We start from the raw sequence: 16403 nt of genomic DNA on the forward strand, positions 1-16403 counted from the left end.
GCGCGATCTTGCAATTCCTACCGGTCAAAGCCCCTGAACGGGTATGAAGCGGAGGTTGGAGGTGCAAGATCGCGGAGGCTGCTGCCGGTGGTCGTACGATCGCAGCCATGAGCGGGCACTTCACGGCGCCGGCGACAGCTATCGCGGGCGCGCTGCCGGGGTGGGTCACGCTGCTGCGGGCCCCGAACCCCGGGCCGATGACGTTGACTGGAACCAATACCTGGGTGCTCCGCGCCGCCGCCGGTGAACCCGCGGTGGTGATCGACCCCGGGCCGGCCGACGAGACGCACCTGGCCGCGATCGCCGCCCAGGGGCCGATCGGGCAGGTGCTGATCACCCATGGGCACCCCGACCACACCGAAGGCTCAGCGCGCCTGCACGACCTGCTCGGCGGGGCGCCCGTACGTGCCGCGGATCCGGTGCACACCATCGGCGGTACGCCGCTGACCAGGTCCAACGGTGACCTCGGCGGTGACCCGCTGGAGATCCGCCTGCTGGGCACCCCCGGGCACACCGCCGACTCGGTCTGCTTCCTCGCGACGCACGGCGAGGAGCGGGTGGTCCTCACCGGTGACACCATTCTCGGCCAGGGCACCGCCGTGGTCGCCCACCCGGACGGGCACCTCGGGGACTACCTGGACAGTCTGGAGCTGCTCTCGACGTACGCCGGAATCCCGGCCCTGCCCGGTCACGGCCCGGCGCTGGCGGACTGCGGCGCCGCGGCGGAGTTCTACCTGGCCCACCGGCGGGCCCGACTCGACCAGGTCCGGGCCGCGCTCGACGCCGGTGCCCGCACCGCCGCCGAGGTTGTGGCGGTCGTCTACGCCGATGTCGATCGGTCACTGTGGTGGGCCGCCCAGTGGTCGGTCCGGGCGCAACTGGCATACCTGGGCCGGGAATCCGGCACCACCGATGTGGAGTTGGAGCAGACGTGACCTGCCCGGTGTGCGGAACCGTCGCGGTACCCGGTGCCCGGTTCTGCCACAACTGCGGCGCCGCGTTGCCGGCGGCGGCGACGCTCCCCGCCACCGAACGCCGGGTGGTCACCGTGCTCTTCGGCGACCTGTCCGACTTCACCTCCTGGTCGGAGGATCTCGACCCGGAGCGGGTCGGCGCCGTCACCGACCGGGTACTCGCGGCGCTGGCCGGCGCGGTCAAGACCTTCGGCGGGCACGTCGACAAGCTGACCGGGGACGGCATCATGGCGGTCTTCGGTGCGCCGGTGGCGCACGAGGACGACGCCGAGCGGGCCGTTCGGGCGGCGCTGTCCATGCAGCGGGCGGTGCGCCGGGTCCTCGACGACGAACGCGGTGGTGGCGGGCCCCTGGGGCTGCGGGTCGGGCTCAACACGGGCGGCGTGATCGCCGGGATCCAGGCGGCCCTCGAGTACACGGTCATCGGAGACACGGTCAACACCGCCGCCCGGCTCGCCGACACGGCGGCGGTCGGCGCGGTCTACGCCGGGGACCGGACCGCCGCCGCCACCCGGCACATCGCCTCCTGGCGGGCGCTGCGCCCGCTGCGCCTGAAGGGCAAGCGCGAGCCGGTCGCGGCGTACGAGCTGCTTGGTCTGCTGGACGCCACGGGCACCCGGTCCGGGCTCGGGGACGAGGCGCCCTTCGTCGGCCGGGAGACCGAGATCGGGCGGGTGGCGGGCCGGCTCGCCGAGGTGGTTGACCGCGGTGAGCCCCGGGTACTGCTGATGACCGCCGAGGCCGGCATCGGCAAGTCCCGCTTCGCCGCCGAGGTGGAGCGGCTCGCCGCCGGCTACGACGTGGGCGCCGGCAGGTTCGCGGCGTACACCGGTGCGCGGGTGCTCTCTGTGCGCTGCGTCGCGTTCGGGGAACGGCGTCGGCTCGCTCCGCTGGCGGACTTGGTTCGCGCCGCGGTCGGCCTGCCCACCGACTCGGCCACCGCGCTCACCCGACCGGCGGTCGAGGAGCGACTGCGTCGACTCGGCCAGCGCCTCGGCCGTGCCGGTGGCGACCCCGCCTCGGTCGCCACCGAGCAGTTGCTGGCCCTGCTCGGCTACGCGGAGCTGCCCAGCGGCCCCACCGACCAGGGCGAGTGGCGCTCGGCGAGTCAGTCCGCCGACGGCGACGCGGTGCCCAATGCCGTCGCCGACCTGCTCAGCGCCCTAGCCGCGGAGGCGCCGCTGGTGGTCGTGGTCGACGATCTGCACGACGCGACCACCGAGAGCACCCACGCGCTCGGCGAGACCCTGTCCCGGCTCGTCGGCCCGGTGCTGGTGCTGCTGCTGGGCCGGCCGGAGCTGGTCCGCACGGCGGGTGCCCTGGCTCGGGTGGCCGACGCCGAGGTCCATGCGCTGGCGACGCTGCGCGGTGCGGATGCCGCGCGGCTGCTCACCAGCTACCTCAGCGGGGGCCGGCTGCCGCAGGGGGACGCCGATCGCCTGCTCGCCACCGCGCAGGGTAACCCGTTCTACCTGGCTGAGCTGGTCACCCTGCTGATGGAGCGGGGCGCGCTGACCGCCGGTGCCGACGAGGACTGGCAGCTCGCGCCGGGCTCGCTCGGCAGCCAACTCCTCTCCCGTGACCTCGCGGCTGTGCTCGCCGCGCGGATCGACGCGTTGCCGCCGGACGCCCGTTCGGTGCTGCGGGACGCGGCGGTGGTCGGCGACACCGTGCCGGCGGGGGCGCTGGAGGCGCTGCGAGAGCAGCGGAGCGGTCGGGACGGCCGACCGGCGGCGGTGGCCACCGTGGAGCTGGAACGTGCGGTCGAGGAGCTACTGCAACGCCGGATGTTGCACCGCGCGTGGTCCGGCCACACGTTCGCCACCCCGCTGATGCGGGAGGCGGCCTACGCCGGGGTCAGCAAGGCCGAACTGGCCGAACGGCATGCGGCGCTCGCCCGCTGGGCGGCGGTCGATCCGCCGACCGGTACCCCCGCCTCCGGTGGGTTCACCGAAGCCGCCCGGGACGACTTCGTGGCCGGGCACGTGGAGCGGGCGACCGCGCTCGCCGACGCGGTGGGGCTGCGGCCGGACGCACCGGCGCGGGCCGTGGTCCCGGTTGGGGTCGCCGCGTTGGGCCACGCCGCCCGCCGGTCGATGTACGCCGGGGAGCCGCTGCTGGCGGTGGAGTACGCCGAACGCGCCAGCGAGCTGGCTTCCGACGGGGTCCCGGCGGCCGACCGGGTGGTGCACGCGCGGGCGCTGCTCCAGATCGGCAAGGCGGCCGACGCCCTCGCCAACGCGGAGAAGATCGCCGCCAACGCCGGGGACGAGGCGGCCACCCAGGCCAGTGCGCTGCTTCTGGCTGGGCAGGCGCACCAGACGATGGGCGACCCGGACCGGGCGGCGAGCTCCTGGGCGGAGGCGTTGCAGGTCGCCTCGGCCCACGAGTTGCCGACGCTGCGTGCGGCGGCGATGCGGCGGCTCGGGATGGCCGACTTCATCGCCGGCCGGCTGGGGCAGGCAAGCAGCCGGCTCGCGGCGTCCTACCAGACCAGCCTTGCGGTGCAGGATCGCCGCGGGCAGGCGTGGTCGTTGCAGAACCTGGCCTGGGTCACCACCACCCGGGGCGACTTCGCCGGCACCGACGCGGTACTCGGTCGGGCCGCGCGGTTGTTCGCCGAGCTGAAGGATCCGTACGGACGGGCCTGGCTGCGAGGCACCACCGCCTTCGCCCGGCTGCTCGCCGGCCGGCTGCACGAGGCCGGCCGCCTCGCCCGGGCGTTCCTGCCGTTCGGCGAGCGGGTCGGCGAGCAGTGGGCGGTGGGCACCCTGCGGGCGGTGGAGGCGTTCGCCACCGCCGAGCTGGGTGATCTGGCCGAGGCCGACCGAGCGGCCCGGCGGGCGTACCGGGACTTCGACGCCGCCTCCGACGAGTGGGGGCGGGGCTTCGCGCTGGTGGTGCGTGGGGTCATCGCGCGCGGCCTGGGCGAGCCGGAGCACGCCGCGGATCTGCTCACCGACGCGATGGGGTACGCCCGTCGTACCTCGCATCCGCTGTTGACCGGCATGGCTGGCACGCTGCGGGGGTTCGTGGCGTTGGACTCGGGCGACCACGACCTGGCCGAGCGGGAGGCGCAGGCGGTGCTGGCCGCCGTCGAGCCGTACAACCCGTGGGCGCCGGCGCAGGTGGCGCCGCGGGTGCTGCTGGCCACCGCCCGGCTGGCGGCCGGTGACCCCGCGGCCGCGGTCGGCCTGCTCGCCCCGGTGGCGACCGCCGCGCAGACCACCCCGGCGTTGCTCTTCTCCCGTCGCCTGACGCTGGCCCAGTACGCCTCCGCCCTACTCGCCCACGGGCAGGCCGAGCAGGCGCTGGACTGGGCGCAGCGGGCCCGTACCGTCCCGGCGGAGGACGTGCGTAGCCAGGTGATCGCCGCCGCTGTGTTGGCGAAGGCGCTCGCCGCTACTGGCGAGTCGGCGGCGGCGCAGGCCAGCGCCCAGGAGGCGGTACGCCTGGCGTACGCGACCGAGCAGCGGAGCGAGCGGCGGGACGCGGACGACCTCCTCGGCCGGTTGACGGCGGCCGACTGATCCGGCCGTCGGCGGCGTCGCCGGTGACAGATTTTGGCAATTCCGGTGATGCGGGACAGGGTGGGTGCTCGATAGCGTGGGGGCCGCGCACGATCCGGGATACGGGCGTGCCGGACGGGAAGGGGTCTGATGAAGCTGCCGCGTTCCGCTGCCGGTTGGACAGTCGCGGTCTTTGGCCTGCTCGCGTTGCTGGTGGGCGCGATCGGGTTGACCTGGCCGGAGGCGTTGCTGCGGCTGCTCGGCTTCGAGGTGCTGGAGTCCCGCGCGTCGGGTGACTATACCGTTACCTTCCTGACGGCGTCCTCGATGGCCTCGTTCAACATGGGGGTCTACTACCTGCTCGCCGCGGTGACCGAGTGGCGGGCGTTCTACCGGTTCACGGTCGGGTTTCGACTCCTCACGTTCACCGTGTTCAGCATCCTGGTGCTGGTGGATGCCGCTCCGGGCCGATTCTTCGGGGTGGCCGCCTGGGAGGGGCTGGGCGCGTTGGCGACCGCTGCGGGTCTGTGGTGGGATCGCCGCGGCTCGGGTGCCGCATCGCCGGACGGTGCGGTCTCGCCCTCGGCCGACCCGGTTGGTCCGGCGCCCACCGCTGACGCGGTTCGCTGAACAGCCCGCCTGATTCGGTATTTTCAAGCCGTGACCGAGACCTCGCCTGGCGCGCTACCGACGCCCCTTGTGCCCGGGCTGACCGGTCTGCGGGTTTTTGCCCGAGGCGGTTACGCGACGATCTATAAAGCCACCCAGATCTCGGTGGCGCGCGAGGTGGCGGTCAAGGTAGAGAACCGCACTCTGGACAGCGAGCGGGACCAGGCCCGGTTCCTCCGGGAGGCACGGGCGGCCGGTCGGATGTCGTCGCACCCGCATGTGGTTGACCTCTTCGACGTCGGGGTCACCGTGGACCAGCACCCATACCTGATCATGGAGCTCTGTGACGGGTCGTTCGCCGAACGGATGCGTACCTCGCCGCTCGGCCCCGTGGAGGCCCGCGACCTCGGAGTCAAGATCGCCGACGCGATCGCCCACTCCCACGCGGCCGGGGTGCTGCACCGGGACATCAAGCCGGCCAACATCCTCCACTCCCACTTCAACCCGGCGGTGCTGGCCGACTTCGGGCTGGCCGTCGTCGCCGAGCTGCGGGACGCCACGGTCGCCCTGGAGGTGCTCACCCCCGCGTACGCGCCGCCGGAGATGTTCAACCACAGCCCGCCATCACCGGCAGTGGATGTCTACGCCCTCTGCGCCACCCTCTACGCGGTGATGCACGGTCGGCCGCCGCGTTGGCGCTCCGAGCGCAACCCCAGCCTGGTGACGGTGCTGGAGATGTTCCACCAGCCGGTACCCGGCCTACCCGGGGTGCCGGAGGAGTTGGTCGACATCCTTCGGGCCGGCATGTCGAACGATCCGGTGGCGCGACCGTCCGCAGTCGAGCTGCGGGACCTGCTGGCCGCGCTGCCGGTGGGCGGGACCGCCGCCAGCGCCGCTGCCGAGCCGGCCGCCAGCGGGCACCCCGGGACGGCCCCGAGCGGGCACTCCGGAGCGGCCTCGGGCGGCCGGTCGACTCCCCCGACGCCCCGAGCGCCGGCCGAGGACGCGCACCCGACCCTTCCCTCCGCGGCCCGGCGTCGGCGGCCCTGGTTCCTCGGTGGCGCGGGAGTGGCCGCCCTCCTGGCGGCCGCCGCCGGGCTGGTCGGCGTCGGGCTGGATCCGCTTGGGCTGGAGGGCGGCCTGAGCGCGTCGCAACCGACCTCGAGTGCGGGCCGGACCGCCGATCCCGCACTTCGGCCCGCCTGCGCCCAAGCTGCGGAGCTACCGTCCGGGGCCCGGTGTGGAGACGAACTGGAGTGCTTCGGTCCGATCTGGGGCAGCGGGTCGCGGACCCCCGCGGAGCAGGTGTCCTGCTCGGGTGAGCACACCTGGGAGAGCTATGCCGAGGGTGAGCTGTCCGACGTGGCCCGCGGGGCCGGCTACGTCGACATCAGCGTCAACCCGATGGTTCGTCGGGTGTGTAACGAGACCACCTTCAAGCTCGCCGTCGGCCTCAACCACACCGAGGGGTGGAAGCTGGAAGTGCTGCCCCCCGGGGAGGCGGAGCGGACGTACCGCTGTGTGGCCGGGCGCGGGCTGGACGCGCTCGCCGCCCCGACTCTCGTGCGCTGAGCGTCGCCGTGCGACCGTGGCCGCGAGGACTGCCAAGTCGCGAAACATGAAGGCAAGGTGAACCATGGATCAGTCGGTCCTCTTCGACATTGACGGCACCCTCGTGGATTCGACCGAGGCGGTTACCACCAGTTGGCATACGGTCGCTGCTCGTTACGGCGTCGATGCGGACGCCATCCTGCGGGTCTGCCACGGCCGGCGCGACGAGGACGTGGTGCCGGAGTTCTTTCCGCCCGAGGTTGTCGCGTCGGTCCTGCGGGAGACGGCCGACCTCCAGCTCTCGTACGCCGATCTGGTGCGCCCGATCCCCGGCGCCACCGCCGCGTTGACCACGATCACCGATGACCGGTGGGCCGTCGTCACGTCCGGGTCCCGCCCGCTGATGACTGCCCGGATGCGCGGTGCCGGTCTGCGAACTCCAGCGATCTTCGTGGCGGCGGAGGATGTCCGCCACGGCAAGCCCGATCCCGAGGGGTATCTGCTGGCCGCCCGGCAACTCGGTGTTGCCGCCTCGTCCTGCGTTGTGGTGGAGGATTCCCCCGCCGGAGTCGCCGCCGGCAAAGCGGCCGGGGCGGTGGTCGTCGCGCTCACCACCACCCACGCTCCGGAGGAGCTGGCCCACGCCGATGCCGTCGTCGACGACCTGCGTGAGCTGGACCGGGTGATCACATCTTTGCCGGCCTGAGGCCGGCCCGGGGCCTCAGGCGCCACGGGAGACTTTCAAACGTGCGGCCAGGGGCCTACGGGGCACCTTCACCACCTTGAACAACATCGCCGACCGGGTGCGGACCGATGAGCTGGACCTGATCCTGTGCGACGAGGCGCACCGGCTCACCGCGCGGCCGATGGCGGGTTCCTTCGTGATGCGCCCGGGTGAATCCACCGTTTCGGTGATCGTCACCCGAGCGAAGGTGCCGGTCTTTTTCATCGATGGTGATCAGCGCCTCTTCGGCGAGGAGGTCTGGACCCCGGAGGCGCTGGTCAAAGAAATTCAGCACCTCGGCGCGGAAGTAGTGCCGATCAGTCTGGACCGCCCGCTGCGCGCCGTCGGTAGCGCGACGTACGACACCTGGGGCCAGCGGCTTCTGTCGGATCACCCGGTGCGGTGGAACCCCGATGTCGACGATGATCCAGAGCCTTTCGGGCTCTACTGCGCCGACACCGCCGCGGCCATGGAAGAGTTCCTACAGGACAAAATCGACGCGGGCTTCAGCGCCCGGATATGCGCCGGGATGTGTTGGGAGTGGACCGATGACTCCGGGACCGTTCCGGATGTCAAACCCGAGGCGGGCTGGGCGCGTCCGTGGAACGCCGGTGACAACCACCGGACACCAGGCGTGCCAAAACGGCGGTTCTGGGCCACCGAACCAGGCGGGTTTGGCCAGATCGGTTGTGTGCACACCGTGCAGGGGCTGGAATACGATTGGGGCGGGGTGATTTTCGGCCCCGACCTGACCTGGAGCGGCAGCCGATGGCTGTTGCACCGCAAGCACGTGCGCAGCAAGGCCGATCGGATCCAGGACGATGCGGAACTCCTACGGGCGATCCGAAACGCCTACGGTGTCCTCCTGACGCGCTCCATCCGTGGGACCGTGCTCTACTCGGTTGACCCGGCGACCCGACAGCTCTTCGCTGACCTGGGAATTCCGAAGATCTGATCTTCGGCTCGGTACCCCACGCGGCTGCCGGACCGGCGGTCGCTCACCGTGGACGCACGGCGGCAACGAGGCGGCTCACCTCATCGCCGTCGGTCGCCTCGCGTCCGTCGCGCCGGACGGGCGCACGCAGGTGGACCTCCCGCGCCCCGGTCTCGGCGAGCACCCGCCGGACGTTGTGCGAGCGGATACCGCCGGCGGCGATCACCCGAAGCCGATCGCCGGCCCGCTGCCGAAGTGCGGCGATGCGGGCGGCACCGGCCAGTGCGGTGGCCGCCGCGCCCGAGGTGAGCACGGCGTCCGCCCCGAGGTCGATGGCCTGATCGATCGCCGCGAGCTGGTCATCGACCTCGTCGAAGGCCTTGTGGACGGTTACCGGCAACGGCCCCGCGGCCTCGATCAGGTCCCGCAGCACGGCCAGGTCGAGGTTGTTGTCGGGGGTGAGCGCGCCGACCACCACCCCGACCGTGAGACCGTTTGGGTTGGGCAGGGCGCGGAGTGCCGCGATGTCGGCGAGCATGACCTGCTGCTCGATCTCGCTCACCCGGAAGTCACCGCCCCGAGGCCTGATCATGACGCGTAGATCGGGCGCACGCAGCGTACGCAGGGCGACCTCAACCGTCCCCAGGCTCGGGGTGGTGCCGCCCTGGCCGAGGTCGGCGCAGAGCTCCAGCCGGTCGGCCCCGGCCGCCTCGGCCACCAGTGCGGTCGGCACATCACTGACGCAGATCTCTACTGTGGTCATCCGAGCGCCTGGACCGGTGTGGGCGTGCCGGTCGGCTCCGGGCGTAGCGGCAGGTGGCAGGCCACCTGGTGCAGGCCGCCGACCAGCGGGGGCTCCGTCGTGCAGATGTCCGCCGCGCGGGGGCAGCGGGTACGGAACCGGCACCCGGTGGGTGGGTCGAGGGCGCTGGGAAGCTCACCCCGGATGGTCGTGCCGTCGCGCGTGGCCGCCCGGTCCGGCGTGATGGACGGGACCGCGTCGACAAGCGCCTGCGTGTACGGGTGCCGGGCAGCCCGCACCACCTCCCGGGCGGGCCCGATCTCGACGAGTTTGCCGAGGTACATCACCCCGATCCGGTCTGCCATGTAGTCGACCACGGACAGATCATGGCTGATGAAGATGTACGCCAGACCGAGTTCGTGCTGCAGGTCCCGCATCAGGTTGAGCACCTGCGCCTGGATCGACACGTCCAGCGCGCTCACCGGCTCGTCGCCGACGATCAGCCGGGGGTGCAACGCCAGCGACCGGGCCAGCCCGATCCGCTGCAGCTGACCGCCGGAGAACTCGTGGGGGTAGCGTTCCAGCGCGCGCCGGGACAACCCCACCTGGTCGAGGAGAGTGGCGATCCGTGCCTGCCGCTCCGAGTTGTCACCCACCTTCTGGATCTCGAGCGGTTCGGCGAGGATGGCGTCAACCCGCATCCGGGGGTTCATCGCGGCGTAGCTGTCCTGGAACATGAGTTGGACCTGTCGGTGCATCCGGCGTCGTTCCCGGCCGGTGAGGTCGGTGAGATCCGTACCGTCCAACACGATCTGTCCGGCGGAGGGTCGTTCCAGGCCGACGGAGAGCCGTCCCACGGTGGACTTGCCGCAGCCGGATTCACCGACGAGCCCGAAGGTCTCCCCGGGTCTGACCTCGAAGGAGACGTCGGCCACCGCGCTTACCTGCCCGGCTGTCCGGCGCAGCAGCCCACGGCCGTGCACCGGGTAGTTCTTGACCAGGTTCCGCACCGACAGGACCGGCAGCTCCGCGACTTCGGCGGGCGCTGTGGTGGCCGGCTTCGCCGCCGGTTGGACCGCCGCCGGTTGGACCTGCGCCGGCACCGCCGCCGGTTCGACCTGCGCCGGCACCGGCCCGGTGACCGCCACGGCGGGCGTGGGTACCGGGTGCAGACACGCGTGCTGATGCGCGCCCGGGGTCAGGGACGGGTCGGTGGTCCGGCAATCGTCGCTGACAAACGAACACCGCGCCGCGAACCGGCATCCGGTCAGGGGGCCGGACAGGTCCGGTGGCAGTCCCGGGATGCTGACCAGCCGGTCGTGTCCGCCGCTGTCCCGGATGGCCGACTCGGGTAGCGCCCGCATCAGGGCCTCGGTGTAGCGGTGTCGGGGTGCTTGGAACAGCTGCTCAGTAGCCGCGGTCTCCACAACCCGTCCGGCGTACATGACGGCTACCCGGTCCGCCCGACCGGCGATCACCCCGAGATCGTGGGTGACCAGGATGACGGCCATCCCAAACTCTTCTCGCAGATCGTCGATGAGTTCGAGGATCTGCCGCTGGGTGGTGACGTCGAGGGCCGTGGTCGGTTCGTCGGCGATGAGCAGGCTTGGTGAGCAGACCAGTGCCATCGCGATGGCGACCCGTTGCCGCATTCCGCCGGACAGCTCATGCGGATAGCTGTCGACGATCCGCTCCGGACGCGGCATCCCGACCCGGCGCAGAATCTCGACGGCCCGCTCCCGGGCCTCCGCCCGGCCGACCCGCTCGTGCACGCGCAGCGGTTCGGCCACCTGTGCGCCGATGCGCATGGTGGGGTTGAGCGAGGTGAGCGGGTCCTGGAAGACCATGCCCATCCGAACACCTCGGATTCGGCGCACCTCGTCGGGTGGCAACGATCGCAGGTCCCGTCCCTCGAACAAAATCTGCCCACCGGCGACCCGACCGCCGGACGGAAGTAGACCCATGATCGACAGGGCGGTCATCGTCTTGCCGCTGCCGGATTCGCCCACGATGCCGAGGGTCTGCCCGGGCGCGACCTCGAGACTGACGCCGTCGAGGGCGTGTACCGTGCCGCGGCGTAGCGCGATGTCGGTGTCGAGGTCGCGCAGTTCCAGCAGGGGCCGGCTGCCGGCCGACGAGGCGTGCCGGATGGTTGGACCGATCGATTCGCTCATTCTCTGCTCCTGCTAGCGTCGCCGGAGGCGAACCTCGAAGGCATCCCTCAGCCCGTCACCGATGAAGTTGAAGGCGAGGACGATGAGGATGATGGCGATCCCGGGCGGGTACAACAGCCACCAGTGGCCGCTGTAGGTGTCCGCCAGACCATCGGAGAGCATGCCACCCCAGTTCGCCGCCGGTGGGGGGACGCCGAGGCCGAGGAAGGACAGGTAGGCGACGTAGAGGATGGCGTCGGCGACCTGGAAGGTGGCGTTGACGATCACCGTGCCGATGGCGTTGGGGATGATGTGTCGACGGACCGCACGACCGCCCGTGCCACCCATCCCGCGCATCGCCTGGACGTACTCGCGTGAGCGCAGCGTCAGTGCCTCGCCTCGCACGAGCCGGGCCGGACCCAACCAGGCGAAGGCGCCGATGATGAGGATGAGCATCGGCACGCTCGGTGTGACGATGGCGGCGAGCAGCATGAACAGGAACAACGACGGGATCGACATCATCGCGTCGACGACGCGCATCACCGCGGCGTCCACCCAGCCGCCGACGAAGCCGGCGATGGCGCCCAGAAGCGTGCCAACGATGGTGGCGAGGATCCCGGCAGCCAGTCCGACGATGATGGAGGTCTGGCCGCCGAGCATCAACCGCCCCAACTGGTCGTAGCCGACCCCGTCGGTGCCGAGTGGATGTCCCTGCTCTCCCGGGGCCAGGTGTACGGCGGTGAGGTCCGTGTGCACCTGGTCGGTCTGGTACACCAACGGTCCGAGGAAACAGACCCCGGCCAGGAGGACGAACAGACACAGCCCCACCAGGGCAAGCCGGTTCTCGCAGAAGACGATCAGCCCCTGCCGCCACAGGCCGCGCGGTGGCGCGTCCTTCGGCTCGGCCGGGCCGACCGCCTCGGACAGCGTGCTCATGTGGCACTCCCACGGAGTCGGACTCGGGGGTCGACGGTGGCGTAGAGCAGGTCGGCTATCAGCGCGCCGACGACCGTGGCGATCGAGATGATGACGGTGACCCCGAGCAGGATCGGAAAGTCCCGCTTGAGGGCCGCCTGCCAGAACAGCTGGCCCATCCCGGGGAAGTTGAACAGCGACTCGACGACCAGCGCTCCACTGAACAGCGCGGGCAGGTACATCCCGAGCAGCGTGATGACCGGGAACAGCCCGTTACGCAGGGTGTGTCGCAGCACAACCCGCCGCTCGGAGAGCCCCTTGCTGCGGGCGGTCCGCACGTAGTTCTCGTTCAGATTGTCGATCATGGATGACCGCACGTACCGCGCGTAGACCGCGATGGTGACGATGGCGAGGGTGGCCGTGGGTAGGACCAGCCCGGCCGGATCGGCGAGCACCTCGGCCACCGTGAACCCCTGCGGTGCCTCCGGGGGCAGGATCGGCCAGACCTGCGAGAAGACAATGATCATCATGAGGCCCAGAAAGAAGATGGGCGTGGCGTACGCCAGCAGCGACAGCGCGGTGATGGCGTAGTCGGGCCATCGGTTGCGGCGTACCGCCTGGAGCACGCCGAGCGGGATCGCCAACACGACGGCGAGCAGGGTCGACAGCAGCGACAACACCATCGTCTTGGGTAGCCGCTGTTCGATCGCCTCGAGAACGGACTGGTTGAGCTGGTACGAGTAGCCGAGATCACCCTGCAGCAGGCGCTGTACGTACATGCCGTACTGCTGGATCAACGGCCGGTCGTAGCCCATCTCGTGGTTGAACGCCGCCAACTGCTCCAGCGTCGCCTCCTTGCCGAGGGTGGCTCGTGCGGCGCCCCCGGGCAGCAGGTGCAGGATGAGGAACGCGATCACCGTGACGAGTACGACGACGATGAGTGCCTGTCCCAGGCGCGTGATGAGGTACCGGGCCACGTGTGCGGTTTCCTCTCCCGGTCGGGGCCCCGGCGACGCGCAGCGCGTCGCCGGGGCCGGAACGATCAGCGGGTTACTTCCAGGACCAGTCCTGGAAGTACATGAGATTCATCGGGTCCTGCGGCTCGACTCCCTGCAGGCCGGAGCGGTACGCCGAGACCTGGTACACCGGGTTCGGCATCCACAGCACAGGCAGGTCCTTGGCCAGGAAGTCGTTGTACGCCGTGAGCGCGCTCTCGTCGCCAGCGAACTGGGTGGCCTCGATGAGCTTGTCGGCCTCCGGATTGCTGTAGCTGCCCAGGTTGACCGGGGCGTCCGTGGCGAAGAGCCGCTCGCCGCTGGCGAAGGCCGGGTAGTACCAGCTGCCCTGCGAGCCGAAGAAGGACATGTCCCAGTCGCAGGTCCCCTCGGTCGGCTCGCACGCCGGGGTGACCGCGACCGAGTCCGGCACCTCCTTGATCGTCAGCTGGATGCCGAGCTTGGCCATCTGTGACTTGATCTCGGCGAACATCTTGGTCGTGGCGGCGAACCCGGTCTGGCTGGTGACGGTGAACTCCAGCGCCGTGCCGGCGGCGATTCCGTCACCGCACTGGTTCGGGCCGGTGCCCGGTGACTGGCAGGTGGTCTGCCCGTCAGGGGTCACCTTCCAGCCGTGGCTCTCCAGCAGTTCCTTGGCCTTCGCCGGATCGAAGGAGTAGGCGCATCCCGCGGCGTCGGTGTTGGTGCCGGGCTTGGCCGGTACCGGGCCGCAGGTCGGCGCGGCGGTGTCCGACCAGATGACCTTGCTGATCGTCGGCTGGTCGATGAGCATCTGCAGCGACTGCCGAAGGTAGGGCTGCTTGAACAGCACGCCGGTTTTCGGGTTGTTGTAGTTCAGCTGCAGGTAGGTGATCGACCAGCCGTACCACGGCGAGACCGTGTATCCCTTGGACTCGAGGTAGCTCTCCTGGGACAGGTTGGCCGCTGGCACGTACCCGTAGTCGATGTCACCGGCGCGGAGCACGTTGAACTCGGCGTCGTCGCTGGTGAACGGGCGCAACACGACCGTGGCCAGCTTCGGTTTGTCGGTACCGGAGTAGTTCGGTTGGGCGGCGAGGGTGACCTCACCGTTGGGCACGTACTTCTCCAGCTTCCACGCGCCGCTGGTGACCTTCCACAACTCGTTGGAGTCGTACGTCTTGGGGTCCTTCGCGGCGGCGGTGAGGAAGTCGAAGACCTTCTCGGCGCCCTCCGGGCTGCTGGCGAGGTCGCTCACGTCGGCGGTCGCGGAGTCCTTGTCCCAGGCGTGCTGGGGCAGGGGCGTGATGCGGTTGAGTTGGTTGTCGACGAACCACGCGGTGTTGTAGACCTTCGTGGTGGTGATCGAGAAGGTCTTCTCGTCCTGGACCGACCACTCCGCGACGTTGTCGGGGAAGCCGCCGGCCCGGTAGGACGCCCACTTGTCCTTGTTCGCCGTGACCAGGTCGTACCAGAACTGGATGTCCTTGGTGGTGATGGGCTTGCCGTCGGACCAGGTGTTGTCCTTCAGCGTGATCGTCAGGGTCCGGCCGTCCTCGCTCACCTGCGGTGGCTCGGCCATCGAGCGTTGTGGGTCGATGTTGTACTGCGCCGTGCCGTCGAGCCGGTACTGGTACAGGGGCCGGTAGAGCGACTGGTTGAAGATGGCGTTTTCACCCTGCGTGAATCCGGGTGCCGAGATCGGCAGGATCCAGTTTGGGGTACGCAAGGCGACCGTCACGGTGTCCTTGCCCTGACTTCCGCCGTCTTGGGACGATCCACTGCTGTCACCGCAGCCGACCAGGCCCGCCCCGAGAGCGATCGTGGTGGCTGCCGCCACCGCGCCACGCAGGGCGCGGCGGGGAAATCTGCTCGTCATGAGTCTCCTCGATTGATGTGCACGTGCCCTACGTCACCGGGTGCCGGCGGTGTGCCGGGCGCCCCCGCCGGGCGCTGCCTCGGCGATCAACGCGAAGAATGTATCCAGGTAGAAGTGGTACGTCAACGAAAATTACCCACTTCATTTACTAACTTTGGCCAGGGTACGATCAAAGTCGCCCGAAGCATCGACCGTTACTCCTCGCGTGGGCGGCCGGAGCCCACCCGCGGCTTTGCGCTGCGACACACTGAGGCGGCGCCGGAGAACCACCCGACCAAGGAGAGGCAAACTTGGAGCCACCGATCTCCGCTACGCTGCGCGACCAGACCCTCGATCTGCTCTCCAGCGGCGCGGCCACATCCCGCGCCGACCTCGTCGAGGCGTTGCAGGTCGCCCCGTCAACCGTCACCGCCGTGGTGCGCCGGCTGCTGGAGGAGGGCGTCCTCGCGGAGGAGGGCATGGGTCGCTCCACCGGTGGGCGACGCCCGCGGATCCTGCGGCTGCGAGAGACCAAGGGAATCCTCGCCGTCGCAGAACTCGGCGGCCGGCACGCCCGGGTCGGGTTGTGCACACCCGGCGGCGAGCTGCACACCACCGAGGAGGTGGCGATCGACATCGCCGCCGGGCCCGACGAGGTCTTCGCGGTCGTCGGAGCCACCTTCGCGCGGCTCCAGACGGCGACCGCACCCGGTCAGGTACTGCTCGGGGTCGGCGTGGCCCTCCCCGGACCGGTGGGGTTCCCCGGAGGGCGGTTGGTGGGCCCGGCCCGGATGCCCAGCTGGAGCGGCGTCGACGCTGGCGCCCACCTCACCGACCGCTTCCAGGTGCCGGTGATCGTCGAGAACGACGCCAAGGCGGCGGCGATGGGCGAGTACGTCACCCGAGGCTCGGAAGTCGGCGACATGATCTACGTCAAGGCCGGCACCGGCATCGGCGCCTGCCTGGTCAGCGGCGGACAGATCCATCGTGGCGGGCGCGGCCTCAGCGGCGACGTCACCCACGTACGGGTGGCCGACAGCGGCGAGCGGCACTGCTCCTGCGGCAGCCGGGGCTGCCTGGAGACCGTTGCCAGCGGTGCCGCCCTGGCCCGTGAGTTGGCCGAGCAGGGTTCCTCGGCGGCCACCGTCCGGGAGATCATCACGGCGGTCGGCGACGCCGACCCGACGGTCGTGACCATGGTGCGCCACGCCGGTGGGCTGCTCGGCGTGGCGCTCTCCGGTCTGGTCAACTTCCTCAACCCCGACGCCGTCGTCATCGGCGGTGCGCTGTCCAGCCTCGACGTCTACGTGGCCGCGACCCGCGGCATGCTCTACGAACGCTGCCTACCGTCCATGACCCAGTCCCTGACCATCGAAGCCAGCGGCGCGGGCTCGGACGCGGCCCTCATCGGCCTCGGGCACCTGCTGCGCACGACCGTCGACGTCCGACCCGCCTGAGGA

General features: G+C 70.7%; 12 protein-coding genes. 7 read left to right on the forward strand and 5 right to left on the reverse strand.

What is annotated here, in order from left to right; genetic code table 11:
- Nucleotides 1–107: 107 nt before the first annotated feature.
- From K228_RS0104745 to K228_RS0104770, 6 genes are all read left to right on the forward strand, one after another.
- Nucleotides 108–935 (forward strand): MBL fold metallo-hydrolase, encoded by an 828-nt coding sequence (locus K228_RS0104745; protein ID WP_025617384.1) that lies wholly within the window; start codon nucleotides 108–110, stop codon nucleotides 933–935.
- On the forward strand, nucleotides 932–4504 hold the full coding sequence (locus tag K228_RS0104750; protein WP_025617385.1) for an adenylate/guanylate cyclase domain-containing protein: 3573 nt from the start codon (nucleotides 932–934) through the stop codon (nucleotides 4502–4504). The genes K228_RS0104745 and K228_RS0104750 overlap by 4 nt, the downstream gene beginning before the upstream one ends.
- 129 nt (nucleotides 4505–4633) lie before the next feature.
- Complete coding sequence (locus K228_RS0104755; protein ID WP_025617386.1) at nucleotides 4634–5113, forward strand: hypothetical protein; 480 nt, start codon at nucleotides 4634–4636, stop codon at nucleotides 5111–5113.
- Between the two features lie 69 nt (nucleotides 5114–5182).
- Nucleotides 5183–6664 (forward strand): serine/threonine-protein kinase, encoded by a 1482-nt coding sequence (locus tag K228_RS0104760; RefSeq protein ID WP_033776518.1) that lies wholly within the window; start codon nucleotides 5183–5185, stop codon nucleotides 6662–6664.
- A 64-nt stretch (nucleotides 6665–6728) separates the two neighbouring features.
- Nucleotides 6729–7349 carry an HAD-IA family hydrolase gene (locus K228_RS0104765; protein ID WP_025617388.1) on the forward strand — a complete coding sequence of 207 codons (621 nt, stop codon included), beginning with the start codon at nucleotides 6729–6731 and terminating at the stop codon, nucleotides 7347–7349.
- A 76-nt stretch (nucleotides 7350–7425) separates the two neighbouring features.
- The gene (locus K228_RS0104770; RefSeq protein ID WP_025617389.1) at nucleotides 7426–8322 is read left to right on the forward strand and encodes a DNA/RNA helicase domain-containing protein; all 897 of its coding nucleotides are present in this window, start codon (nucleotides 7426–7428) and stop codon (nucleotides 8320–8322) included.
- 43 nt (nucleotides 8323–8365) lie between these two features.
- Here K228_RS0104770 and K228_RS0104775 read toward each other — a convergent pair whose 3' ends face one another.
- The 5 genes from K228_RS0104775 to K228_RS0104795 form a co-directional block, all read right to left on the reverse strand.
- Nucleotides 8366–9064, reverse strand: coding sequence for a copper homeostasis protein CutC (locus K228_RS0104775; protein WP_025617390.1), 699 nt, complete (start codon nucleotides 9062–9064; stop codon nucleotides 8366–8368).
- Nucleotides 9061–11217 carry an ABC transporter ATP-binding protein gene (locus K228_RS0104780; RefSeq protein WP_025617391.1) on the reverse strand — a complete coding sequence of 719 codons (2157 nt, stop codon included), beginning with the start codon at nucleotides 11215–11217 and terminating at the stop codon, nucleotides 9061–9063. The genes K228_RS0104775 and K228_RS0104780 overlap by 4 nt, the downstream gene beginning before the upstream one ends.
- Nucleotides 11218–11229: 12 nt before the next feature.
- Complete coding sequence (locus K228_RS0104785; protein ID WP_012184757.1) at nucleotides 11230–12132, reverse strand: ABC transporter permease; 903 nt, start codon at nucleotides 12130–12132, stop codon at nucleotides 11230–11232.
- Entirely contained in the window at nucleotides 12129–13088 is a 960-nt protein-coding gene (locus K228_RS0104790; protein ID WP_012184756.1) for an ABC transporter permease, read from the reverse strand. Before K228_RS0104790 ends, K228_RS0104785 begins: the two co-directional genes overlap by 4 nt.
- A 73-nt stretch (nucleotides 13089–13161) precedes the next feature.
- Nucleotides 13162–14964, reverse strand: coding sequence for a peptide ABC transporter substrate-binding protein (locus K228_RS0104795; RefSeq protein ID WP_012184755.1), 1803 nt, complete (start codon nucleotides 14962–14964; stop codon nucleotides 13162–13164).
- A gap of 290 nt (nucleotides 14965–15254) precedes the next feature.
- On the opposite strand from K228_RS0104795, the gene K228_RS0104805 reads away from it, so the two are divergent.
- Nucleotides 15255–16400: an ROK family protein gene (locus K228_RS0104805; RefSeq protein WP_025617392.1), complete on the forward strand. Its 1146-nt coding sequence runs from the start codon at nucleotides 15255–15257 to the stop codon at nucleotides 16398–16400.
- Nucleotides 16401–16403: the final 3 nt, after the last annotated feature.

The sequence above is a fragment of the Salinispora cortesiana genome, from assembly GCF_000484695.1.
GTDB lineage: Bacteria > Actinomycetota > Actinomycetes > Mycobacteriales > Micromonosporaceae > Micromonospora > Micromonospora cortesiana.

What these genes read in the sequence shown, in the direction of transcription:
- K228_RS0104745 (WP_025617384.1), top strand. Translation starts at nt 108, where the DNA reads ATGAGCGGGCACTTCACGGCGCCGGCGACAGCTATCGCGGGCGCGCTG.
- K228_RS0104755 (WP_025617386.1), top strand. Translation starts at nt 4,634, where the DNA reads ATGAAGCTGCCGCGTTCCGCTGCCGGTTGGACAGTCGCGGTCTTTGGC.
- K228_RS0104765 (WP_025617388.1), top strand. Translation starts at nt 6,729, where the DNA reads ATGGATCAGTCGGTCCTCTTCGACATTGACGGCACCCTCGTGGATTCG.
- K228_RS0104775 (WP_025617390.1), bottom strand. Translation starts at nt 9,064, where the DNA reads ATGACCACAGTAGAGATCTGCGTCAGTGATGTGCCGACCGCACTGGTG.
- K228_RS0104780 (WP_025617391.1), bottom strand. Translation starts at nt 11,217, where the DNA reads ATGAGCGAATCGATCGGTCCAACCATCCGGCACGCCTCGTCGGCCGGC.
- K228_RS0104785 (WP_012184757.1), bottom strand. Translation starts at nt 12,132, where the DNA reads ATGAGCACGCTGTCCGAGGCGGTCGGCCCGGCCGAGCCGAAGGACGCG.
- K228_RS0104795 (WP_012184755.1), bottom strand. Translation starts at nt 14,964, where the DNA reads ATGACGAGCAGATTTCCCCGCCGCGCCCTGCGTGGCGCGGTGGCGGCA.